This is a genomic window from Sphingobacterium sp. 18053 (genome assembly GCF_902706145.1).
GTDB lineage: Bacteria > Bacteroidota > Bacteroidia > Sphingobacteriales > Sphingobacteriaceae > Sphingobacterium > Sphingobacterium paramultivorum.
Genome location: NZ_CACSJW010000004.1, coordinates 442,305 through 468,138 on the forward strand (window position 1 = coordinate 442,305; position 25,834 = coordinate 468,138).

16 protein-coding genes are annotated in these 25,834 nt (G+C 42.0%); 5 read left to right on the forward strand and 11 right to left on the reverse strand.

Annotation, left to right across the window (positions count from 1 at the left end; translation table 11 throughout):
- Positions 1-79 precede the first annotated feature (79 nt).
- Together GVK91_RS11655 and fabF are read left to right on the forward strand one after the other, a co-directional pair.
- Positions 80-673: a TetR/AcrR family transcriptional regulator gene (locus GVK91_RS11655; RefSeq protein ID WP_075991866.1), complete on the forward strand. Its 594-nt coding sequence runs from the start codon at positions 80-82 to the stop codon at positions 671-673.
- A 61-nt stretch (positions 674-734) separates the two neighbouring features.
- The gene (gene fabF / locus GVK91_RS11660) at positions 735-1,973 is read left to right on the forward strand and encodes a beta-ketoacyl-ACP synthase II (protein WP_159728879.1); all 1,239 of its coding nucleotides are present in this window, start codon (positions 735-737) and stop codon (positions 1,971-1,973) included.
- A 647-nt stretch (positions 1,974-2,620) separates the two neighbouring features.
- Here the strand turns inward: fabF and GVK91_RS11665 are convergent.
- Positions 2,621-3,505 (reverse strand): AraC family transcriptional regulator, encoded by an 885-nt coding sequence (locus tag GVK91_RS11665; RefSeq protein WP_120334796.1) that lies wholly within the window; start codon positions 3,503-3,505, stop codon positions 2,621-2,623.
- Positions 3,506-4,009: 504 nt separating this feature from the next.
- Between GVK91_RS11665 and GVK91_RS11670 the strand changes: the two genes are divergently transcribed.
- From GVK91_RS11670 to GVK91_RS11680, 3 genes are all read left to right on the forward strand, one after another.
- Positions 4,010-5,398, forward strand: a complete 1,389-nt coding sequence (locus GVK91_RS11670) for an aminopeptidase P family protein (RefSeq protein WP_159728881.1) — start codon at positions 4,010-4,012, stop codon at positions 5,396-5,398.
- 82 nt (positions 5,399-5,480) lie between these two features.
- Entirely contained in the window at positions 5,481-7,655 is a 2,175-nt protein-coding gene (locus tag GVK91_RS11675) for a DPP IV N-terminal domain-containing protein (protein ID WP_159728883.1), read from the forward strand.
- A 22-nt stretch (positions 7,656-7,677) separates the two neighbouring features.
- On the forward strand, positions 7,678-9,351 hold the full coding sequence (locus tag GVK91_RS11680) for a M1 family metallopeptidase (protein ID WP_159728885.1): 1,674 nt from the start codon (positions 7,678-7,680) through the stop codon (positions 9,349-9,351).
- 252 nt (positions 9,352-9,603) lie between these two features.
- Here the strand turns inward: GVK91_RS11680 and GVK91_RS11685 are convergent, their stop codons facing one another.
- The 10 genes from GVK91_RS11685 to GVK91_RS11730 all read right to left on the reverse strand — a co-directional run bounded on the left by GVK91_RS11685 (position 9,604) and on the right by GVK91_RS11730 (position 25,801).
- Positions 9,604-11,835: a S9 family peptidase gene (locus tag GVK91_RS11685; RefSeq protein ID WP_159728887.1), complete on the reverse strand. Its 2,232-nt coding sequence runs from the start codon at positions 11,833-11,835 to the stop codon at positions 9,604-9,606.
- A complete protein-coding gene (locus GVK91_RS11690; protein WP_159728889.1) occupies positions 11,822-13,246 on the reverse strand; it encodes an APC family permease in 1,425 nt (474 codons plus the stop codon). The genes GVK91_RS11685 and GVK91_RS11690 overlap by 14 nt, the downstream gene beginning before the upstream one ends.
- A gap of 6 nt (positions 13,247-13,252) precedes the next feature.
- Positions 13,253-15,025: a DUF885 family protein gene (locus tag GVK91_RS11695; protein WP_200845601.1), complete on the reverse strand. Its 1,773-nt coding sequence runs from the start codon at positions 15,023-15,025 to the stop codon at positions 13,253-13,255.
- 31 nt (positions 15,026-15,056) lie between these two features.
- Positions 15,057-16,319 (reverse strand): FAD-binding oxidoreductase, encoded by a 1,263-nt coding sequence (locus tag GVK91_RS11700; RefSeq protein WP_159728891.1) that lies wholly within the window; start codon positions 16,317-16,319, stop codon positions 15,057-15,059.
- A gap of 40 nt (positions 16,320-16,359) precedes the next feature.
- Positions 16,360-17,358 carry a 4-hydroxyproline epimerase gene (locus GVK91_RS11705; protein WP_159728893.1) on the reverse strand — a complete coding sequence of 333 codons (999 nt, stop codon included), beginning with the start codon at positions 17,356-17,358 and terminating at the stop codon, positions 16,360-16,362.
- 35 nt (positions 17,359-17,393) lie between these two features.
- Positions 17,394-18,851 carry an aldehyde dehydrogenase (NADP(+)) gene (locus GVK91_RS11710; RefSeq protein ID WP_159728896.1) on the reverse strand — a complete coding sequence of 486 codons (1,458 nt, stop codon included), beginning with the start codon at positions 18,849-18,851 and terminating at the stop codon, positions 17,394-17,396.
- Positions 18,852-19,021: 170 nt separating this feature from the next.
- The gene (locus GVK91_RS11715) at positions 19,022-19,921 is read right to left on the reverse strand and encodes a dihydrodipicolinate synthase family protein (protein WP_153848567.1); all 900 of its coding nucleotides are present in this window, start codon (positions 19,919-19,921) and stop codon (positions 19,022-19,024) included.
- A 405-nt stretch (positions 19,922-20,326) separates the two neighbouring features.
- Positions 20,327-23,422: an efflux RND transporter permease subunit gene (locus tag GVK91_RS11720; RefSeq protein WP_159728898.1), complete on the reverse strand. Its 3,096-nt coding sequence runs from the start codon at positions 23,420-23,422 to the stop codon at positions 20,327-20,329.
- A 1-nt stretch (position 23,423) separates the two neighbouring features.
- Positions 23,424-24,530: an efflux RND transporter periplasmic adaptor subunit gene (locus GVK91_RS11725; protein ID WP_159728900.1), complete on the reverse strand. Its 1,107-nt coding sequence runs from the start codon at positions 24,528-24,530 to the stop codon at positions 23,424-23,426.
- Positions 24,527-25,801, reverse strand: a complete 1,275-nt coding sequence (locus tag GVK91_RS11730; protein ID WP_159728902.1) for a TolC family protein — start codon at positions 25,799-25,801, stop codon at positions 24,527-24,529. Before GVK91_RS11730 ends, GVK91_RS11725 begins: the two co-directional genes overlap by 4 nt.
- Between the last annotated feature and the right edge of the window lie 33 nt (positions 25,802-25,834).

A 25,834-nucleotide genomic window follows, 5' to 3' on the forward strand; every position in this document is an offset into this window, starting at 1 on the left:
ATTTCTAAGGCATTCCTGCACAAATTATTAATATACCAAAAAGTATTTTTTATATTTGCATTAAAAGAACAGGAGTAACATGTCAAAAGCAGAACAGACACGACAATATATCATTGAAAAGACTGCGCCCATCTTTAATAAAAAAGGCTACTTTGCAACTTCACTCTCGGACATTACGACAGCGACAGGTTTAACAAAAGGAAGTATCTACGGTAATTTCAAGGACAAGGATGACCTAGCTACCCATGTCTATACCTATCAGAGTAGAAAAATTTCAGAAGCTGTTAATCAGCAGATTATACAGCAAAAAACATCGCTAAAGAAGCTTTTGTCTTTTCTAGATTTCTACAAGGACAATTTCAAAAATATCGCAGCTTCAGGAGGTTGTCCCATGATGAATGCGGCCGTGGAGGCCGATGATTCGCTATCTTTTTTAACCCCCAAAGTCAGACGTTCCTTTGACCTTTGGAGACAGCGGTTAATTCTAATTCTTGAAGAAGGAGTTGCCAGCGGTGAATTTAAACAGCATATTTCTGCTGAAAATTATGCCATCACCTTTATGGCGATGGTCGAAGGCGGAATCTTGCTTTCCAAGATTTCCGGCCGAGGAAAAGATCTTGCCATTGTATTGGATAAAATGAAGGAAATGGTGGATCGGGAGATTAAGGCTTAATTTTCTTACAAAAACAAATACCATTTGGTATATTTACAGGTTTATATTAAAATAAAAAGAGATGAAAAGAGTTGTAATAACTGGCATGGGAACAATTAACCCGCTGGGAGAAAACATAGATATATTCTGGGATAACATTTTGCGGGGCGAAAACCACACAACGCTCATTAGCCGTTTTGATGCTTCGTTGTTTCGAACACAGATTGCAAGTGAAATTAAACACTTTCAACCTGAAAAATATTTAGATAGAAATGAGATTAAACGGAGTGATCTCTTTACGCAATATGCTTTATACAGTGCAGCGCAGGCAATGGAAGATTCGGGACTAGATCTCGATGCCATGGATCCATTTGATATCGGTGTCATCTGGGGTGTTGGTCAGGGTGGAATGGAAACTTTCGAAAAAGAAGTAGAAGGATATGTGACAGGAGATTATAAACCACGATTCAGCCCTTTCTTTGTTCCTAGACTTATCGTCAATATGGCTTCAGGCATGATTTCAATGAAGTATGGCTTAAAAGGAATCAATTACACTACCGTATCGGCTTGCGCCACATCCAATACGGCCTTTATGGACGCTTTTAATTACATTAGGCTCGGCAAAGCCAAAGTCTTTATAAGCGGCGGTTCCGAAGCCCCCATTACCCCCGCTTCCGTTGGCGGTTTTTCTGCCATGAAAGCCATGTCAAGCCGGCATGATAGCCCACAGACTGCAAGCAGACCCTTTGATCGGGATCGTGATGGTTTTGTCATGGGTGAGGGAGCCGGAGCTCTCATCTTGGAAGAATACGAACATGCCAAGCAAAGAGGTGCAAAAATTTACGCAGAGCTTGTCGGAGCTTCGATGACCGCAGATGCTTATCATATGACCTCTCCCCATCCCGAAGGGATAGCGGCAGCAAAAGCCATGTCTCTGGCTTTGGAGGAGGCTAAAATTAATACCAGTGAGCTCGACTATTTAAATCTCCACGCGACTTCAACGCCAGTTGGAGATATTGCCGAACTTAAAGCCGTACAACGTGCCTTTGGAAACCAAAATAATCTATGGGTCAGTTCCACCAAATCAATGACAGGACATTTACTTGGGGCAGCCGGCGCTATCGAAGCAATCATTGCCATAAAATCCATCAATAATAATGTAATTCCGGCAACAATTAATATCGAAAATATCGATCCCGATATTCCCGAGGGAATTCATATTGTGATCAATCAGCCCCTAGAAAAAACTGTTCAGACTGCGATGAGCAATGCTTTTGGTTTCGGCGGGCACAATTCGAGCATCGTTTTCAAAAAGATTTAATTTTTTTTGAAATAATTCTTGACAAAGTGTAATAAACACACTATCTTTGTTGTATCATAATTTAGGTTTATAATTGGTTATTTAAGGTTTTCATTCTCCCCGTTTGAAAACCTTTTTTTTTGCTTCCTTATTCCAATTGACGGAAACCTACATACCAATCCACTTATTCAATTTATCAGCATCCAAATCAGTTCCGGCACTTACGGAAACATCGCTTCTATTGATTCATTCCCATCCTACGCCCAATTGATCGTTCCAACGAGCTATTATTCAATTCGTTATTTTTAGGTGTAGTATACGTTGTGCAAAAGAAGTATTTGACCTTATGTTCGAGGCAGTGCTAATTAAACAGATTATTTCCCAAAAGTTAAATAAAACAAATCGTTCACCTTAGTTAAAGCCGGTCATTTTATACCGTTTTCAGAGACACATCAAGCTCGTTTAAAGCACTGTTATGCACCTACCCTTACTAGAACTTTAGTGCTATATCCGTGCTTAATGTGTGCTTTATCTGTACTGGAGCTGTAAAGCAGCTCTAAGGAACAGCTTTAAGAGGGCACAATAGGGAAGCCGCTCTTAACTTTGAATTAAGAGCGCCCCCTTTGTTATATCGACCAAGCAGCCAGCATATTTACGGAAATCCTATGCTAAATAACAGAGTAGAGTGTCTGTTTATACTGCTGCACATATTCCTTTGGGTTGCAGCCTACGATTTGTTTAAAAACCCGATTAAAATTAGTGATGCTGTTGAATCCACAGTTATAGGCAATAAAAGAAACACTATCCAAGTGATCCTCATTTAACTGGTTGCAAACTTCTTTGACTCTTATTCTATTGAGGTAGGTGACAAAGGTAACCCCACAATGTTTTTTGAAATATCGGCAGAATGCCTGAGGCGTAAGATTAGCGTGATCAGCAACATCTTCCAGGGTAAGTTCGTCCCGATAATGCTCCCGGATATAGTTACAGATAATATTAATTCGATTTGAAGCATGAATTCCATCAAAAATCACTTCTACTCTTTCATTACAGAGTGCTTCTGTTTCCCGGGATATATTTGCCAAAGATCTCAATAGATAGAAAAAATGCATCAATTTGTCCATTTGGTCTGCAGATTTTAATAAACAAACCCGTTCTGCAATTTGGGAAAAATATGAATCGGGGACCTTAAACCCCCTTGCGTTGTTATAAATAAACTGATTCAGCGATTCAAATTCCTCCAGAGAAAATAGGGATTTAAGCTTTCCATTTGGGTCGAAAAAAATGGAAACAGAGCGAGATTCATTTGAAAACCCGTCCTGAGAGGCCGACTTAAATACATGCGGTTGATTCGCCCCTAAAAAGAAAATATCATTTTCTTTAAAAGGATGTAAGGTATCTTCCACAATCAAAACTCCCTTACCTTTTTTTATCCACATTAATTGAGCTTCTTGATGTCGATGAAAATGAGGATAAAAAGTTTCCAAAACATCTTCTTGTATTGTTAGACTTTGTCCTCGCATGGTCGGCACATTAAATTGGAGCGTTTTCATAGGTTTGTTTAGTTTATGTTACTGCTTAGTTAACATAAATATAACAACTCCAAAGCAACAACACTACTTTCAAATAAAACATAAAAATACTATACTAAAATATGTTTAGAATCCGACAATATTTAATAATCCTTTAATAATACTCCACACAAAACTGAGAATTCATAATAAAAACGCTTTAATAGTAAAAAAATGGGTTAAAATACAATTAGACTTTGATAAATTGTGATAATTATTATTCAATAGAAAGATTGAACTTTATTAAATTTCGTTTTTGATTCTCGTTAGTATAAAAACGGAGAGCATATCATTTGTAACAAGAACAAACACTACACATTAAAGAGAGACCTTTTAAATAAATCATTTTGAAGCACATAAATTTTACGATATTCGTATTATACAATAACCCGCTAGGTAGACAATTCTACTTCAAGCCGAAGCAGATTACAAACAATTCATGATTCTAGCACAACAAAAACAGTACTTCCTTTAATTTCCAAACTTATGTTCAAAAAAGAAATATATCTTAATCGCCGAAATAATCTGTTATCAAAGTTCACAACTGGCAAAATTCTTTTGTTAGGCAACATTGAAAATCCAATCAATTTTGAGCACAATACCTATCCCTTCCGTCAAGACAGTAGCTTTTTATATTATATCGGTGTCAAAAGTCCACGTTTGGCGGCTGTACTTGACACTGAAAAAAACGAGACCATCCTATTCGGCGATGAAATGACCATTGACGATATTGTGTGGATGGGCCAACAACAGACTTTAGCTGAAAAAGCAGATCTTTCTGGTATCAGCAAGGTCCTTCCTTTCAATCAACTCTTCGACTACCTTAGCAAAGGAAAGCAGGAAGATATTCACTACCTTCCTCCTTATCAGTCGCATAATAAGTTATTACTTGAGCAGCTAACTGGCCGTTCCGCAAATCAGCTCCAGCCATCTGTGGCTTTGATTAAAGCTATCGTTGCCCAGAGAAGTATCAAAACGGCAGAAGAAATTATCGAATTAGAGAAAGCCGTAGATATTGCTGTTGATATGCACCGCATTGCTATGCGAATGACAAAATCTGATCTTTACGAATATCAGATCAGCAATGCCATGCAACATTTTGCGCAAGATCAGGGAACGTCCTTCTCCTATCCACCGATAGTCACAAAACGAGGTGAAATTCTGCACAATCACATGCAATTTCACCAGCTTTATGAAGGTGATCTCCTGCTCAATGATTCGGGCGTAGAAACGGCCATGGGCTATGCTTCGGACCTGACCAGAACCTTTCCCGTAGGAAAACGTTTTACGGCTTTACAAGAGGAAATTTACCAAATTGTCTTACATGCGTTTAAATCTGCAGAGCAGCTGCTGACATCCGGAATACGTTTTAAAGAAATACATTTAAAAGCCTGTGAAGCGCTTGTAGATGGACTTATACAAACCGGCTTCATGAAAGGCAACGCACAAGATGCGGTCATGAATCACGCGCATGCGCTTTTCTTTCAATGCGGACTAGGCCATATGCTCGGTCTTGATGTGCATGATATGGAAGATCTTGGGGAACAATATGTAGGCTATACCGAAGCTGAGCCAAAAGATACCAAGACTTTTGGAATCAAATCGCTGCGGCTAGGTAAGAAATTGGAGGCTGGCAATGTACTAACCGTTGAACCCGGCATCTATATTATCCCGGAATTAACGCAGCTTTGGGAACAGCAAAATTTACACAAGGACTTTATCAATTATGATTTCTTAAAAAAACATCTCGATTTCGGCGGGGTCCGTATTGAAGATAATTATCTTATTGAAACAGATGGATACCGTCGTTTAGGAAAATACCTTGAACGTGAAATCCAGGAGATCTATCAGCTAAAAGACAATCCAATTGATTGATTAATTAACGAACAACTAACATAATGATAAACCCAAAAAGTAAACTTAAATTCTTTTGGGGTCAACTCAAACAGATAAACAAATGAACAGCATTAAACAGTCGATCTTTATTATTCTAATACTGATTTTTCAGGTTCCAGCTTCCCTTTTTGCGCAGCGACTCTGGACAGATCATGGTGATCAATATTATGAATTTTCCGACAAAGGAATAGAAATGGTCAACCCAAAAAATGGGCTGCGCTCCATCTTCCTTTCACAGCAATCGCTTATTCCGAAAGGCGCAACGGTCGCCTTGAAAGTCGAAAATTTTTCCATTTCCAAAAACAAAGAGCTTATTTTGATCTATACCAATAGCAAAAGAGTTTGGCGCGAGAATACAAGAGGCGATTATTGGGTTTACAACAAGAAGACCAATCAGTTGCAGCAACTAGGCCAAAAATTCCCGGCCTCACAACTGATGTTTGCGAAGTTTAACCCACAAGCAGATAAAGTTGCCTACGTTAATAAAGCCGACCATAATGTTTACGTGGAAGATCTCGCCAATGGCAGCATCGTTTCCGTTACCAAAGATGGAACAGACCGTTTAATCAATGGTACTTTCGACTGGGTATACGAGGAAGAATTTGGCTGTAAAGATGGTTTCCGCTGGTCGCCGGACGGTGCTTCCATTGCTTATTGGAAGCTTGATGCCCGCAACATCCGTAATTTTCTGATGATCAACAATACGGATAGCCTCTACTCCTATACCATTCCCGTGGAGTATCCTAAAGTTGGACAATCGCCGAGTGCCTGTTCGATATGGACCTATGAAATCGCCACTGGAAAAAATACCATGCTGAATATCCCGGGAGATCCCAACCAGCACTATATTCCCCGCATGGAATGGTGTCTTGATAGCAAGCAGGTTATCCTAGAGCAGCTCAACAGAAAACAAAATGAGAGCAAAATCTATACCGTCGCTCTCTCCGATAATAAAGCGCAAAATATACATCAGGAGCAAAGCGACTCGTGGATTGATATCAAAGCACGATGGAACAACAACGATCCTTCGGGATGGGACTGGGTTCAAGGTGGCAAGGCCTTCATCTGGGTCTCGGAAAAGGACGGCTGGCGCAAAATCTATCAGATTGATTTATCGGGCAACGAGAAGCTGGTTATGAAAGCGGACTACGATATGATCAATCTTGACTTTTTCGATCCGAAAAATGAAACGATTTATTTTACCGCCTCTCCAAGCAATGCAACGCAGAAGTATCTGTATAGTGTATCGACGAAAGGCGGAATTCCAAAAAGACTGACCCCGGCCTCATACGAAGGCACCTGCGATTATGATATTTCAAAAGACGGTAAAATTGCCATCTTCAGCTTTAGCAACCGGGCAACATTAAAACACAATGCCGTTATTGAGTTACCGACACACAAAGTACTCGTAGACTTTGATTTTAAGCGTGAAAAGAAAGTCAGCGATGGTATTGCCGAGTTTTTTAAAGTTAAAACAACCGACGGTATTGACTTAGACGGCTGGATGGTAAAACCCCTTGATTTCGATCCCAATAAAAAGTATCCTGTCGTCTTTATGGTCTACGGCGAACCAGCATCACAAACTGTATTAGACAATTTTGGTGCAGGTTATAACAGTTTATATAAAGGAAATATGGCGCAGGATGGCTACATTTATATTTCTTTGGATAATCGCGGAACGCCTGCTCCTAAAGGCAGCTTGTGGCGAAAAAGCATCTACCGCAATATCGGACAGCTCAATATTCGCGACCAGGCTTTAGCAACACAAGAAATCCTGAAATGGCCTTTTGTCGACAATACACGTGTGGCCGTCTGGGGCTGGAGCGGTGGCGGATCAAGCACGCTTAACCTACTGGGACAATATCCTCAAATCTATAAAACGGGTATCGCCATTGCAGCTGTAGCAAATCAGCTCCTTTACGACAACGTATACCAGGAACGCTACATGGGCCTCCCCCAAGAAAATCTTGCAGACTTTGAAAACGGCTCTCCGCTGAAATATGCAAAAAACATCAAAGGTAATTTACTCTATATCCATGGAACCGGAGACGACAATGTGCATTATCAAAATGCAGAAGTCCTGATCAATGAACTGATCAAAAATAACGTGCAGTTCCAGTTGATGTCTTACCCCAACCGCAGCCATTCGATCAGCGAGGGACAAGGTACACATGAGCATTTAAAAACATTATTTACAAACTATCTAAAATTACATTGCCCTCCGGGTGGAAGATAGACCGAATAGTTATCATTTACAGATGAAAAGAATACTATTATATGCATTGGGAACCTGCGGTCTACTGACCGCAGGCATACAGCAATCAGCGGCGCAGCTGATGAAAGAAAAAAATGAATTCACAAGAGCGGATTCACTGCGCGGATACCTGTCACCGCTGCGAACCTGCTACGATATCCAATACTATCATTTGGATGTTAAGGTAGATATAGACAATAAGTTTATTTCGGGTTCAAACCTTTTCCGTTTCAAGGCCACAACTGATTTTAATCGCCTGCAATTTGACCTTTTTGCAAATCTCAAAGTAGACAAAGTCGTATATAAGGGGAAAGAACTTTCCTTTACCAGAGAACACAATGCTGTCTTTGTCGAATTTCCTGTGGCTATCAAGAAAGGAACACAGGAAGAGTTTACGGTGTATTACGAAGGCCATCCTACAGAAGCGGTCAAAGCTCCCTGGGACGGCGGCTTTGACTGGAAAAAAGATAGCAATGGAAAGCCATGGGTGGCCACGGCCTGCCAGGGTATGGGCGCGAGTGTCTGGTGGCCAAACAAAGACCATCAATCCGATGAAGTGGATAGTATGCTGATTTCCATCGCTGTCCCAAAAGAGGTGATGAATGTATCCAATGGACGTTTGGTCAAGGTAGAAAAGATGAAGGATGGTTACACCAAATACCACTGGAAAGTTGCCAATCCAATCAACAACTACAATGTCGCCATCAACATCGGCGACTACGTTCATTTTAAGGAAAAATACAAAGGTGAAAAAGGACCATTGGATATAGACTTTTATATTTTGCGCGAAAATGATACGGCAGAAAAAAAAGCCCATCTTCAAAAAAACGCCAACCAGACCTTAGAAGCCTTTGAACATTGGTTTGGTCCATATCCATTCTATGAAGATGGCTATAAACTTGTTGAAACCTACCATACCGGCATGGAACACCAGAGTGCCATCGCCTATGGTAACCATTACCAGAATGGCTATCGCGGCGGGGATGCGTCTGGAACCGGCTGGGGACATAAATGGGATTTTATTGTGGTCCACGAATCTGGTCATGAATGGTTTGGCAACAATATTACTTCAGCTGATCTGGCCGATATGTGGATTCACGAAAGCTTCACTAATTATTCCGAAGGCTTATTTATCAATTATTTCTATGGTAAGGAAGCCAGCCAGGCTTACGCCCATGGTATCCGGAGCGGGATCCAAAATGATAGCCCCATCCAGGGCCCCTACCACGTAAATAAAGAAGGATCTGGGGATATGTATCCCAAAGGCGGTGTTATGCTTAACATGATCCGTACGATGATCGACAATGATGAAAAGTGGCGGAATATTCTCCGGGGATTAAACAGCAAGTTTTATCACCAACAAGTCGATTATAATGATGTTGTCAACTACGTAAGCCAGCAGTCCGGTCTAGACCTGTTAAAAGTATTTGAACAGTATGTAAAGCATACTGCCATTCCTACACTGGAAATCAAACAAGATCCTTCAGGCAGAATATTGGGCCGCTGGATCAGCGAAGTCAAAGGCTTCCATATGCCCATACATATTGGCGTAAAAGGTCAAAAAAGAGAACTTATCCAGTTGGACCAACGTTTCAGACCGATTAAAGTGGCCGGTTTAACGAAAGAGAATATCGATATTGATACGTTTAACTATTATGTCGGCGTATTGGTCGAATAAAAACAGCTTCAACGTTACCAACATGAAATAAACACAGCGCCCCGAAAGCAATTTACTTTCCGGGGCGCTGTATTTCTGAGCCACTCTTATAGCTTCATACCTCTTCCAAATTCGAATAAAATCTTCATGACTTCGCAGACACCAACAGGAATAAAAAGCATACCGAAGGTCCTTTCTGGCCAATAAGATCAGACTCGTTCAGAAAAAACAGGAAATAGGTCTGCATTAGCGGATTATTGTCCTGATGAAAGATCAATACTGATTCCAGGCAGGCGGATCTACGCCAAGAAGATGTTTTACAAAATAGTCCCTTCTTTTCCGTTCACCATAATCTCCCCCGGAAGAATGCCCCATTCCAGGAACCATGATAAAATCATGATTCTTACGCGCTTTGATTAAAGCATCAACCAATTGGAAAGTGGATGAAGGATCCACATTATCATCAAGTTCTCCAACAATCAGTAGAAGATTTCCTTCCAGCTTAGCGGCATTTTCAATATTAGAGCTAGCCGCATATTCAGGACCTACAGGCCAGCCCATCCATTGCTCGTTCCACCATATTTTATCCATTCGGTTATCGTGACAGCCACAGGAGGAAACGCCAACTTTGTAAAACTCGGGATGGAATAACAACGCGCCGGTTGAACTTTGGCCCCCGGCAGATGTGCCATAGATCCCTACCCTGCCGATATCCATGTATTTATATTGTTTTGACGCGGCCTGCATCCAAGCAATTCGATCCGGAAAGCCTGCATCTTTCAGATTTTTCCAACAGACATCATGGAAAGCCTTGGAACGATTTGACGTCCCCATGCCGTCGATCTGTACCACAATAAAGCCCAATTCGGAGAGTTCGTACATCCCGCTCGGGTTGCTATAAAATGATTTGGGTACGAAAGAACTATGCGGTCCCGCATAAATGTATTCGATGACAGGGTAGCTTTTAGCAGGATCAAAATTCGTCGGCCGAATAATAATCCCCCAGATATCCGTTGCGCCATCACGTCCCTTGGCTTTAAAAACCTCCGGTGCACGCCACCCTGCAGTTTCTAACAGACTACTGTTTGTTTTCTCCAGCTCCATGATAAGACGGCCATTTTTGTCGCGCAATACTGAAATTGGCGGCTGATCGACCCGGGAATACGTATCCACAAATTGCGAATAGTCTTTATTGAAAAAAGCTTGATGATTTGCATTTTCTTCGGTCAGCAGTTTTAAGCCCTTTCCGTCTAAACCGATAGCGTAATAGTGGACCAAATAGGGATCTTCTGCGGCATTCATTCCGCTGCCTTCGAAAATAACCGTTCGTTTTTCAGTATCAACATGCACAACTTTCCGAACAACCCAGTTGCCTTTCGTTATCTGGTTCTTTATTTTCCCAGTAATTCCATCATAGAGATACAGGTGGTTCCAACCATCACGTTCAGAGGTCCATACAATCTCCTTTCCATCGGCCAGATCCTCCCGGTATTTCTTGCCGCTATAATCAATAAAGGTCTTATTCTGCTCCTGAATCAGAAAACTCGAGGTACCGCTATTTGCATCCATCTGCATAACGCCATAGACTTGATGCCCCCGTTTGTTATACTCGAAGGTAAATGCTCTGCTGTCATCGCGCCAGGAAAGATCCGAAAGGTAAAATTGATTTGGTATGAGCGCGGCACCAAACACCGACAGTCGATCTTTTTCAAGATCATATAAGATGGGTAGTTTTTGCGCCAACTCATCTCCGGGCTTCACGTAATCGCGTGTCTGAATTTTAGGCTGCAGCTGATCTTTCGGAGAAGATTCAATAAGCGTCAGTTGCCTGATCTCTATTTTTTGAGTTTTTACTGTAGCCAGCTTACGGCTATCTGGTGCCCATTGAATATCATTGCTATAATAATTTGCCGTGTTGCCATCAAAGGTAATTTGTCGCGCCTCGTTTGTGTTTCCTTTTTTTGCCAGGAATACATTATTATTGCGGATAAATGCCACATGTTTTTTATCTGGAGACTCAACTTCCCTATAGGCATTTCCCTGTTCACGCTGCCCCCAATATCGCGTATTTCGATCTTTGTTTCTACTTGCAGCGCCCTGGCTCAATTGCGAGGAACCGCGGTTCCAGATCCACAGGTAGCCCGCGATATCGAGCGACACTTGATCCTCGTCCAGCAATTTTATCTGATCATTGGAAATAACACGATTTTCGATTTTCTTTCCCAATTTTTCATCCACTAACGAAAATACTTTCGTCAGATCAAACAGCTGTTCTTTTGTTTTTGCCTGGGGATTGACCAAAATATACTCTTTTCCCTGCAACGTATTTCGATCATACCAAAAGAGATCCCCCTTATCATTCCAATAAAATTGGCCGGGCAGATTTTCAATTTTGTTGGTCAATTGTTTTTTTAGGTTTTGTGCACGTGTATAATCTGCCAAAGTTCCTTGACCAAACAGAAACTGTGCCGACAACAACAAAACCGCTGTACTAAGAAACTTCATACTTTCTTCGCTTAGGATTGATTAAATAATAGATCGGGATACCCAATAGTGCAATGATAATGCCTGGCCAGGTATAGTTGGGTTTAAAAATAACCATCAACCCAATAAAGGCAAGTCCCATCAGAATATAAAGAATGGGAAGAAAAGGATACCCAAATGCCTTATAGGGTCTGTTCAAATCTGGACGTGTGATACGGAGACGAATAATACCCGCAATCGCGAGTACATAAAATATAACGACCACACAGGTAATCATGTCCAATAAATCACCATATTTTCCGCTTAAACACCATATTGACGCAGCAACACATTGTATCCAGAGTGCCCAGGCAGGTACCGCATGCGCATTGAGCTTACCCGCCCTTTTAAAAAACAAACCATCTTTGGCCATAGAATAATACACCCTCGCTCCTGCCAGGATAATCCCATTATTACAACCAAAGGTGCTTATCATGATCATAATGGCTATAATAGTAATCCCAAAAGGACCAAAAACCTCTTGTGCGACACTCATGGCTACACGATCTTTTGGTGCATTGACCATAGCTTCTAAAGGCAATATGCCGGTGTACATCAAATTAGTCAGGAGATAGATTACGGTAACCAGTAAAGTCCCTAATGCAAGACTCAACCCGATATTACGTTGTGGATTTTTAATTTCGCCAGCTACAGCGGAAGATGAGTGCCAGGAATCGCTGCTGAAGAGCGCACCGACCATAGCCGCAGAGAAAGCGCCCATTGCTGAAAATCCGTCATAAGATGCATACGTTCCATCCGTATTTAAACGACGCATTGACCAAAGAGATATATTGTCCCAGTTCCAAGTCCAAACTTCATGTTTCAAAGCAAGGAAGCCAAAGAGTAACAAGAGCAACAGACTCCCGATCTTGATCAATGTGATGGATGTCTGTACGCGCTTTCCACTATTTACGCCTCTTGAATTAATATAGGTTAATACAATAATGACGGCAATTGCCAGCAGCTGCGCTGCAGATACCCGGTAATCTGACCATTCGAGCAAATAAACATCTTCATCCATAAAAGGGAAGAGATAGGCTGTAAATTTCGCAAAAGCTACCCCCACAGCAGCTATTGTCGCAGTTTGTATAACGGCAAAAAATGTCCAGCCAAATACAAAACTCAATACCGGCCCATAAGCCTCCCGAAGGTAGATGTATTGTCCTCCTGCCTTTGGAAACATCGCACTCAATTCACCATAACTCAACGCTGCAGTCAATGTCATAAAACCACAGATCAGCCATACCACCATCATCCAGCCTGCAGACCCCGTGTTGCGCGCAATATCCGCAGATACAATAAAAATCCCAGAACCGATCATACTTCCAACCACCAGCATAGTGGCATCCAGTAACCCGAGAGACTTTTGAAAATCTTGTTTCGACTCACTCATAAACACCTAGTTATTAAAATGATAAAACTTCCAGTTTGTCTCGTAATCGGGCTTTAACCTCTCGCCCTTGATAATCGCTCTCAACATTTCCATCGGTAGATAATTTTCTTTGATCACACGGTCGTGGAATGCAGCAAATGACATTTTCCCTTGATCTACGACCTCCTCTTTGATGCGCATCAATTGCAAGCCGCCTACGAGATAGGCCAGCTGATATAAAGGATCATAGGAACCTTCAAACGATCTCTTTACTTCACCGTGCGCATTAGCCGACTCAAATCCCACGCGGTTTACCAGATAATCGATGCATTGCTGCGGCGTCCACTCACCTAAATGAAATTTAATACTAAAGGTTATTCTTGCACAGCGATGCATGCGCCAAAATAACATCCCGATTCGCTCCTCCGGAGTTTTTGCAAATCCCTTGCTATACAGCAGCAATTCCCAGTACAATGTCCATCCTTCCGTCCAAAATGGCGTGTTAAATGCCTCTTCGCGGTAAGGCTTGTAACGCCTATTCATAAAATATTGCAGATGATGACCAGGAATCAATTCATGTTGGACTGTGCCACGGGAGAAATAAGGATTATTGCCACGCATACTCATCAATTTCGCCTGCTGATCCATCGTGTTTGTCGGATAAGATATGCTAATTTCCCGTCCGCCTGTAAAAAAGGGGTTGACTCGTTGCCGTTCAGGTGTCATCATGATCATGCCCCAAGTCTCATCTGCCAGCTCAGGAATAGTCATGAGTTTATTTTGTTCAATAAATTGCTGCGCATCGTTATACAATCTCATGATGAGCTCCGGCTGTTCTCCAATGGGTACGTAGGAGTTTTTAACCTTTTCCTGTGCAGCCCGCCAGTCATCGCCGAACCCCATTTCACGGCTCGCTTTCAATAACTCCGCTTCACACCATTTAAACTCTTGATCAGCCAATTTTAAAAGATCGGCAGCGGTATAGCTGATCATTTCTGCTTTGAGTCTTCGGTTTATCTCTTTTTCCCCGATAGGCCAACCAGCAATCTGACTACCGTCATCAAACACTTTCCAATCACTTTTTGCAGCCAATTTCTCCTTATAATCCGACAGCTTGCTTTTCACTTGCTGAAATATGGAGGGTACCCACCAGGTAAATTCAGGGTCATATCCATTATAGAAATCGAAGGTGCTGGTAAGCCTTAAGTCGAGCGAATTTAATAAGGCAACCAGAAAGTTAACATCTGAATAAGGAATATTGGTCTTTTCCTGCAGCGCAGCTATTGACCGATCGATTTCACCGGCAACCAGCGTCAGCTCTTTTGCGACATCTTCTCCTGCCAGACGCTTCCCCCTACGGCGTTCCTTTTCAAGTGCAAAAATTCGCTGTGCGAAAGGTAAATACACGGATAACCGGTTGTAATTCGACTCATCTTCTTTCAATGAAAGGAGATCACTTTTTAGTTTGCGCTTCAGTAAGATAAAATCTACCTGCCCCGATGTTTCGAGTTCTTCATAGGGGAACTTGTCCAGCTTGTTCAAATATTCGTTATCCAAACGTTGAAGACGTGCTAACTGTTCGGGCGAAGCGGCAGCCTGCTGGTTGCCCCAGCCTTTGGGCATAGGGCCATAAAAATAGTTGATCGCCTCAACATCATGCCCATATTGTACAATATAAGGCTCTATAGGTGTTGTATGGTCGTATAATTTCATCTTTTGTGCATGCATGGAGACCGGGAATAGAAAGAGCAGTCCATAAAACAATGTTTTGGGAGCTTTAAAAGAAAAAGAACGATTCATAATTCGGGTGTTGGTTTATATCATAATTTTATCAGTCGAAACGATCAGGCCTAAAACCAGCGATTTCAGACTCTATTTTCTGTCCTGCCAATAAATCTGCAACAACTTTCCCATAGGCAGGGCCCAAGCTCAAGCCCATCATACCACCCCCGCCGGCAACTAGGACATTATCAAATTTTTTCAATCTTCCCAGATAGGGCAATCCGTCAGGCGAGCAGGGTCTGTAACCATACCATATTTTTTCGCTTGGGTAATCAACCTTCAATTCCGGATAATATTTAGGAATGGATTCCACAATTCCGCGGACACGATTTTCATAAATTTTGTCATTTGCTGGTCCCAATTCCATCGTACCGCTGAATCGGATCTGGCCATTCATGGGTGTTACAGCAACACGAGCCTCCAATAATAATGCCGCATGATTCAATGTATTCTCTTTCTCGGGCTGATACATAAAAGAATACCCTTTTCCTGGCATAAGCGGTGTATTTACGTGCAACTTTGATGTCAGCTGCGGCAAATAAGCGCCACCAGTCAAGACAAAAGCATCCGCCTGAAAACTTCCTTTGTTGCTGATCGCCTCTTTCACCTTACTTCCGACCGTTATAAATTTATTGACTTCAGTTTCTTCGAAAAAAGCTACGCCTGCGGCTTTCAAATATTGAATCAATTGCCGCATTAACTTTGGTGGATATAATTTTCCGTCACAGCGATAAAGTATAGCACCTAAAACATCTAGCTTCAGATTAGGCTCCAGTTCTTCAACGGCATTCCCCTCCAGAATATCGACATCAAGTCCAAGATCCTGGGCACGATGAGCCAATTCAATTTCTTCATGCTGCATTTCCTTGGATTTATACATCATCAGGATCCCGTTCTGCTTCAGTTCAAAATCAAACCCCTCCTCCTGCGCCAATTCATCATATAATCTGCTGCTGTAGAGATTCAAATCACGTATTGCAGTCGCATGCTGTTCTACGTGTGAGCGATTAGCATGTTTTAAAAACTTCAATCCCCAATTGATCATTCGTGGATTTAGCGAAGGCCGTACATAAAAAGGGCTTTTACTATTGAACATCCACTTTATCCCCTGCGCTACAATACCGGGGGCAGCCAAGGGCGTAAAATGACTGGGGACAATCATGCCTGCATTGCCATAAGAACAGTTATTGTCCAAGGTGTTTTTTTCAAGGATTTTCACATCCCATCCGTCTCTTACAAGGTAATAGGCGGAAGCAAGTCCTGCAATTCCTGCACCAACGACGACAACCGTACCTCTATTATTTTCTTTCACGTTGCTCTTGTCTTATTAATTTTTTAAATCACCTGAACTATTAAATCACCTGAAAACCGCCAAAATAAGGATCCTCATCATCCAAAAAAATGGTATTATAGCCTGTTATCCGTGCCCAGCCTTCGATGGATGGGACAATGGCCGGTTTGCCATCCACGGTTGTTTCAGCCTCAATTTTACCAGTAAATTGTGAACCGATATAACTTTCATGTATAAACTCCATCCCTTTCTTGAGTTTCCCTTTAGCATACCATTGCGCCATACGGGCTGATGTACCTGTACCACATGGTGAACGGTCCAATGCATTGTCGCCAACCAGTACCGCATTGCGTCCCGACGAGTTGGGGAGTTTAGGATCCCCTGTCCATTGGATGTGAGTCAATCCATGTATATTAGCATCTTCAGGATGAACAAAAGAATATTTTTCGTTCAGCAGCTGACGGATTATTTTTCCGTAATGAATGAGCTGGCTGGCTGAATAGGAACTGATATCTTGAAAATTAGTCTGCGGATCAATAATGCCGTAGAAGTTTCCACCGTAAGCAACATCGACGCTGATGTTGCCTAGATCCGGGCAATCGACCGTTAAGGCTTCAGCATATAAAAAGGACTTGACGTTCGTAAGCTTTACACTTTTCACCTTAGGTCCCTCTTGAACATAATCGATATGTACAAGTCCAGCCGGAGTTTCCAGCCTTAATTTTCCGGGAATTTTAGGTTGAACGAGCCCCTCCTCAATGGCAATCGTCACCGTACCGATCGTTCCATGTCCACACATCGGCAGACAGCCGCTGGTTTCAATGTAAAGGACACCAATATCATTTTGCGGATCAAAGGGCGGATAAAGCATACTGCCGCTCATCATGTCGTGCCCTCTTGGTTCAAACATCAATCCCATACGGATCCAATCGTACTCACGTATAAAATGCAACCTGCGCTCCATCATGGAATTCCCCTGTAATAATGGGGCTCCTCCTGCCACCAATCGCACGGGACAACCACAGGTATGCGAATCAATACAAAAAAAAGTCTTCTTCATTTCTGATCACTTGTTTATATGGTCATTTGTTTCTATTATGCTTTAGTCCATTGCTGATTGACCAAGCGGTCAATTTGTAGTGGGTTTCCGTCTTGTAGTTCTTTAGGCAAAAATTCATTTGGCCAATTTTGAAAACTAATGGGGCGAATAAAGCGCTTTACCGCATCGGGCCCTACAGAAGTAAAACGCGCATCTGTGGTTGCCGGATAAGGTCCGCCATGATGCATAGCATACTGTACTTCAACCCCAGTTGGCATACCCTGAAACAAAAGCCTTCCGCATTTGTCCTGTGCAATTGAAAACAGTGCCTGGCATTCGTGGATGTCCTGCGCCGATGCCGCAAAAGTGATGGTTATCTGTCCTTCGAGCTGCTCCATTACATTTTTCATTTCATTGAGGTCCGCACAGGATATAATTAGCCCAAAAGGTCCAAAAACCTCTTCCAATAACTTAGGATTAGCCAAAACTTGGCTTGCTTCCGCCTCAGCAAGCAGGGCCTGAGCAAAATCTTGCGCTGTATTATCCTGCCCTTCTTCCAATATACTGACACCATCGTATTGAACCATTTCCCCTTTTAAACGGTTGTAGCTATCCAATATTCCTGCGTGCAGCATTTTGCCGGTAGCGGCAGCTTGAAGTTCCTTCTTCAACTCCGCTTTAAATCGATCTAGTTGTTCGCCGCCGACACTTACTAAAACACCTGGATTGGTACAAAATTGGCCAACACCTAAAAGCAGTGAGGCAATATACTGCTTAGCAAAAGGTTCCAGATTGTTCCCTAAGTAGTCCGGTAAAAGAAAAACCGGATTTACGCTCCCCATTTCGGCAAATACAGGAATAGGATCAGGTCTTGACTGGCCCAGGTCAAATAAAGCTTTCCCACCACGGAAAGAACCTGTAAATGCGACTGCTTTTACGAATCTGTGGCGGACCAATTGTTGTCCAGCAGCAAATGAATCCGACAGCACATGATTAAAAATGCCACTTGGGGCTCCTTGTTTTGAAATCGCCCGATCAATAGCGTCAGCCATTAATTGCGAAGTTTTAAGATGAGCGGGATGTGCTTTTACGATAACCGAACAGCCGGCACCAATGGCACTGGCCGTATCCCCACCTGCTGTTGAAAAAGCAAAAGGAAAGTTGCTTGCGCCAAAAACCACAACAGGACCAAGCCCTTTATTATACTTCCGTAAATCAAATTGGCCATTTGGGTCACGATCTATCCGTACTTCACTGTATAAACCAGTTCGCACAGCATCGGCATATCGACGCCATTGATTGACCGTTCTCGCTTTTTCACCTTGCAGTCTACCCAAAGGAAGGGCCGTTTCCAGATGGGCCGTTTCAATCAAGATGTCTCCCAATGCCTCAATTTCAGCGGCAATGGCATACATCAATTCCGCCCTTTCAATTACATCAGTTTTTTGAAGAAACTGAAATCCAGCCTCCGCCTGTTTTACGACGTAATCAATCTCATTTTCGTCTCTATCCATTCCTTTTGTTTTTATTGTAAGTATCTATCTTCAAAAATCAATAAAAAACCTTCCCGATATCTTCATTCCTTGCGGCATTAAATATAATAAGAAGGTCCTTTTCGCCTATTTTTACCCGGTCCTAAAAAGGAAATTTTCTGAACCTTCGTCCAGAAAGTTCAGAAAATTTCCTATAATTGTGGTCTAGTTGCGATTGAATCTGCAATAATTTTTTTAACACGTTGTTCTTCCTCGCCGATCAATGGCAATCTGGGAGCGCGTGTATAAGGTGTTGAAATTCCTTCTGCTGTCGCCGCCAATTTAATATATTGGACCAATTTAGGATGAATATCCAATTCCAATAAAGGCATAAACCAACGGTATATTTCTACAGCCTTGCTGTAATCGCCAGCCTTTACAAGATCGTACATGGCCACAGTTTCTCTTGGAAATGCGTCGACCAGTCCAGCAACTAAACCATCAGCCCCTAACATCAAAGACTCAAGTCCCAACGTATCTACGCCAGCCATAATCTTTAATCGATCACCAAAACGATTTTTCAAACGCGTGATATTTGTTAAATCTCGTGTAGACTCTTTCACTGCCTGAATATTTGGTTCCAATAAGAGTTCCTCAAACATATCAAGCGATACATAAGTACTATAGTCAACAGGGTTGTTATAGATTAAGATTGGCAATTTGGTGCTTTGTGCAACAGCACGAAAATAAGCGACCGCTTCTCTATCATCAGCTCTATAGCGCATCGGTGGCAATAACATCAAACCATCTGCGCCTAATTCTTCACTGGTCTGAGCTACTTTGATCGCTGCAGCAGTTGTATTTTCTGCAATATTCAACAACACCGGTACACGCCCAGCAACAACCTTCAACGCATATGTCAATAAATCATACTTTTCTTCCGTACTCAAAACACTTGCTTCACCCAATGAACCAGCGATAATCAAACCGTGAACACCTCCATCCAATTGTGCTTCAATGTTTTTACCAAACATATCAAAATCCAAATTTCCATTTTCATCAAATGGTGATAACATTGCAGGATAAATTCCTTCCCATTTAAATTGTGCCATAGCGTATTATTTTAATATTTCTTTATCACAAATCTATTTGGAATAGCGAGGTCAATCTTCTTATGAATTAATCAACACTGACCTAATATTGACCTTTTCTAGTAAATACAACTCATGAAAAAGCGGAAGAATGGCTTTCTAATTTTAAATACAGATTTATAACTTATTTCAGCAAAACTTCAGATTAGTGCTTTGTAATTTGAAATTTGATTTCAACAACTTAAATGTAAGTTCAACATTTATAACAAGATTTACAAAAAATAGCATGTAAAAGATATATACATGTTTATCGGCGTAAAATTTTGACAGCTATTATGGAATGTATAGCTGCAGATTAGAAATAACAAAGGTTGCACTGTCTGACAGGCAACCTTTGTATCGTATATAATAATTAAAAATGGGTAACTAATCGCGGCTCTCCTTTTTATAAGAGAAGTAAAAAACGATTGGCAGTACGGAAAACGATAGAATCATACAAATAATCAATCCGCCGACAATCATAATAGCCAAGGGTTTTTGGATTTCAGATCCCATTCCGTTTGAAAGTGCAGCCGGCAATAACCCCATTGCCCCCATTAACGCAATCATTAGGATGGGTCTGATCCGGCTTTTTACAGCTTCATAAATAGCGGGTTTCAAGCTCATTTTATTCAACAGATTTTCTTTCATTATCCCTATTAAAACAATGCCGTCAATCGTGGCTACACCAAAGAGAATAATAAATCCGATACCCGCCGAAATTCCAAATGTCGTCCCAGTAACCCACAGCGATACAAAACCGCCTATAAAAGCAAATGCCAGTGTCAGCGAAGAGATCAACGTATCTTTGACGTTGCCAAAATTGGCATACAACAAGAGTAAAATCAAAATAAGAGAAATTGGCACAACATTCATCAGCTGTTTTGTAGCCCGTTCTTTGCTTTCGAATTCTCCGGCCCACACGACCTTATAAGATTTGGGCAATTTAACATCTTTTTCTATTTGTTTTTTTGCATCTGTAATTGTACTTCCCAAATCCCGCCCTTCAATGTTGAAGCCAACACCGATATAACGGGAATTGCCCTCTCTGTAAATAAATGCCGGACCGGTATGGTAATCTATTGTTGCGATCTCCCGAAGCGGTACTTTCTGATCATTCATCGTGGGAATGATGATATTTCCGATCTTCTCAGGATTGTCACGATACGATTTTTGGAAGCGGAGACGTACATCAAAGATGCGCTCGTTTTCATAGAAATGTGTCACAGATTGCCCGCCAATAGTCATTTCAATCACAGATTGCACATCCTTGGTCGAAACACCATATTTGGCCATTTTCGAATCATGCAGCTGAATCCTTAGTTCAGGCAAACCGATATTTTTGAAAACATTGATGTCCGTAATACCGTTCACCTTTTTAAGTGATTCGGCAAACTTATTGGCTTTATTTTCTAAATCTTGTAAATTCTCACCAAAAATTTTGATGACCAGCGGACTTTTTACTCCGGCTACATACTCCTCTACATTATCTTGGATAGGCTGGCTAAAACCAAAATTTATTCCCGGAAAAGTCTGAAGACTATCCCGCATCTGACCAATCAATTTCTCTTTTGACAGCTTTCTTTTCCACTCGCCTTCGGGTTTCAATTCAATATTGAATTCAATATTGAAAAAACCGGTTGGATCTGTACCATCATTGGGGCGGCCTGTTTGCGTCATGATAAAATCAATCTCGTCAAACTGCTTCATCAATTTTGCTTTCATGGTTTTGGTCAGCTTCACAGATTCTTCTAGGTTGACACTATTGGGTAAGGTTGCGCGGACATAAATTGCACCTTCATTCAGTTTCGGAAGAAACTCTGAACCATAATGGCTAAACCGAAAAATACAGACGAGCAAAGCAGCAATAAAAATCGACAATGTCCATTTTGGATGGTCGAAAGCTTTCCTAAAACCTTTAAAAATGGCATTGCGGCTGACCTTGGTGATCTTATTCTCATCTTCTTTGATATTCTTTTTCAATAAGTATTTACACATCGCGGGCACATAGGTCAAACTCAGGATCAAGGAACCCAACAAGGCATAACCGAGCGTAAAAGCCAACGGTGAGAACATCTTTCCTTCCACCTTTTGAAAAGAGAAAATCGGAGTCAATGCGACAATTAAGATCAATAGGGCAAAAAAGATATAGCCTGCTACAGAGCCGGCACTTTTCTTAATGATTCCTAGCTTGGAGATTTTATTAAAGCGTTCCGTCCCGAGCCGATGAGCCTCTTTTTCCAAAGAGACAAAAACAGTCTCCACGATGACCAGCGTTCCTTCGAGCAACAATCCAAAGTCCAATGCCCCCATGGAAATCAAATTTGCAGGGAGCCCCTGTATTTTCAAACAAATAATCGCAAATAGGAAGGCCAATGGGATCACCGATGCAACGATAAAGGTTGTCTTCCAATTGTTTAAAAAGATAAAGACAATAATCGAAACCAGAAGAACACCTTCTATCAGGTTTTTGGAAACCGTATGCACGGTATTATTTACCAGTTTTGTGCGATCTATAACGGGTTCAATCTTGACATTTGCAGGTAAAATACGTTGGTTCAGCTCTTCAATTTTTGCTTTTAGCTTGGTGACTACAGCCGAAGGATTTTCTCCCCTGAGCATAATGACGATTCCCTGGACAAGATCATCTTCCTGGTTGAGTCCCACCTGCCCGAGTCGCGGTTTTGCCCCCAGTTCGATTTCGGCTACATGCTTGACTAAAATCGGTGTATTGCCGACCACCTTGATCAAAATATTACCAATATCATCGATTTTATCCAATAGGCCTACACCACGCACAACATAAGCCTGATTTCCTTTTTGGATCACATCGCCGCCAACATTGATATTCGAACGCGATACGGCTTCATAAACATCCAGTGGCGACAGGTTATAATTGGCCAATTCTGTTGGATTGATCTTTATTTCGTAGATCTTTTCCTCCCCCCCAAAGCTGACGACATCCGCCACACCGGGCACATCGACAAGCTCCCTTTCAATCACCCAATCCTGAATGGCGGAGACTTCCTTGATCGGAAGATTACTTTTCACTACATAGCGAAAAATTTCTCCGGTAGCACCAGATGGTGGTTCGATGGAACTCTCGGCCCCTTCTGGTAAATCAATGGAACGCATCTTATTACCCGCATACTGTTGGGCATAAAAATCCGCTACCCCATCCTCAAATTGAATCGTTACAACAGATAACCCAAACAAGGAGATGGAACGAACATCCGTTTTCTTTGGAATGGTATTCATTTCTTTGGTAACAGGCAGTGTAACGAACTTTTCTATTTCTTCAGCACTGCGCCCGGGCCACTGTGTGATAATCCTAACCCGTGTGTTGGTCACGTCGGGGAAAGCCTCGATCGGTGTATGGAGGTAGGCATATATTCCGCCGAACAATAATGCCAGCGTAAAAAACAGGACGACCAAGGAATGTTTCAATGAGAATGAAACAATATTTTGTACAACTTTCTTCATCCTATCTATTTATCAGTTCATCAAATACGATCAGCTCATTTTCGGTCAGCACCTGATCTCCCTCGGCTACACCAGATTTGACAAAAGCGTATGTTTCATTCTCAGCGACAATATCAATAGCTTTAACCGACAGGTCGCAGTCATTTTTGTAGCGTACAACGAAATTCTGATTGTTATGGAGGATAATGGCATCTTTCGGAATTGCCAGCATACGCTCTCCCTGTCCTGAAACAGCCTTTTCGACCAGCACATCCACGCTCATGCCCGGCTTCAATCTCAGGTCTTTGTTCAACAACTTTACGCGCGCTTTGACCACACGTTCCTCCGGATCAAAGAAGTTGGCTACCTGATCAATATAACCGTCAAAAGTTTCACCTTTATAAGCCAGTGTAGTGATCTTGACAGGAGCCCCGTTTTTGACAAAAGGTAAATTATTTGCATAGATATTGACCGAAACCCACACCTCATTCAGTTTACTGACCGACAGCAAATCGGCGTCATCGCCAACAGTCATACCAGGACTCACCTTTTTATCTACGATATAGCCAGCTTTGGGTGCACGGATGTAAAACACACCATTTTCCGAGGAACCATTCAGCAAACTCATGTTCGCTTTCACATGGCGGATTCCAATCTGCACGGCTTTCAATTCACTTTCCATCTCTTCCAGCTCCCGCTGGGAAGCCATACCATCTTTCAGCAGGCTACGCAGGCTAAGCAATTTACTCTCCGTCAGCCGCTTGCTATTTTCCAGCTCCCGCAGCTCCTTTCCTAAGTCATTGACCGAGGTCCCTTTAAGCGATACCAGAATCTGTCCTTTTTCTACATAATCGCCCATCTTGACCGAAACAGACTGCACGATACCAGGTATAGGGCTCTTTAGCGCAGCAAGTTCATCCTGATCGTATTGGATAACCCCATTTAAAGCGATCTGTTCAAATACCGTTCGCTTCTGTATCGAATCAATTTTAATTTGGTTTTTAAAGTCGGCGCTAAGACAAAAGCCTTTAGCAGCAGGAATAGGCTGCTCATCATTTTTCGCCGGCTGACAGCTCCACAATAAACAAATAGATAGCAGTGTCAATGACGTTAAAAAATTACTTTTCATGAGACAATATCCTTTCCGATCAAGTAAATCAGTTCCTCCCTATACTGAAGATATTTCGCCCTGCGTTCCAATATTGATTCTTTGTTTTCCATATAATTATTGATAAAATCTATAAATTCAACGATGGTCAGTCTCCGTTGTTGGAAATTGCGCACATAGCGTTCTAGCGCTACGTCCAATTTACCATCAAAGCCGATATCCGTTGTCTTCAAACTCGTTTCAAGGTTGCTGAGCCGCTCCGAAAGGAAGTCGATCTCCCGTTCGATGTCGATACGAAATTGCTCGATTTCCACTTTATTTTTCTCAAGCTCCAGTTTAGCGATTTTGATATTCCCCTGGTTCCGGTTAAATAGAGGAAGATCCATAGCAACCCCCAGCCCTATAAAATCGCGCATGATATTTCCGCCACGGTCGTAATTCATGGAGACCTGCAAATCTGGTATACGTTCGGCCTTTTCTATTTTCAGCTGAGCATCGCTTTTTTTCAATTCGTTATGGATGATCTTATAGTCGCTGCGATTGTCGAGGGCCATCGTTTTCCATTCTTGTTTTTTTCCCTGGAGAAAATGCGGCATGCCGATCGTATCTGATATAGTGAGTGCGGTCCCTTTCTCTCCGAGATAGCGCGCAACTTCATTCATTTTTGTGATTTTTTCCTGTTGGATTTCATTCAGTTTATTACCAAATGCGATAGACTCGCTTTGAATCCTGAGATAGTCCATCTCACTTACATTGCCTTCTTTCCACTGATTTTGGTATGATTTTGCCAACGTCTGAAAGATATCCACCTGACTATTATATAACTTCTCCTTTTCCTGCAGGATCTGCAATTCGAGACATTGGCTCCGGAGATCATATTTTAGGTTCCGCAGCAATTCCTCAAATTGGAGCTGGGCATTTTCTTTTTCGAGAAGCTGCAATTGCACCCTTTTTTTTCGTTTGCCAGCCATTTCGATGGTCTGTTCCAGTTCGACCGCTACCTGCTGGTACTTACCGTAATTTCCGATCAGAGCCGGAAAGGATTCGCTGGAAGGGTTTTTCCAAAGATTGACTTCAGAGATGGAAATCGTTGGATTGGGCCACAACTTTGCCTGAAGCACGGCAGCTTCGGCTTGCTGCATATGAAAACGCTGCGCCATTAAAGTCAGGTTATGGGCAAGGAATACCTGCTCGATCTCCGCCTTTCGCAAACGGTTTTCAACCGCCTCCTGCGAAAATAGCTTGCTATTCAGGCCAAGAAGTAAAAATAATGTAATACGTAGTTTTCTCACTTAATTTTGAATTTCCACAAAACTAACTGACAG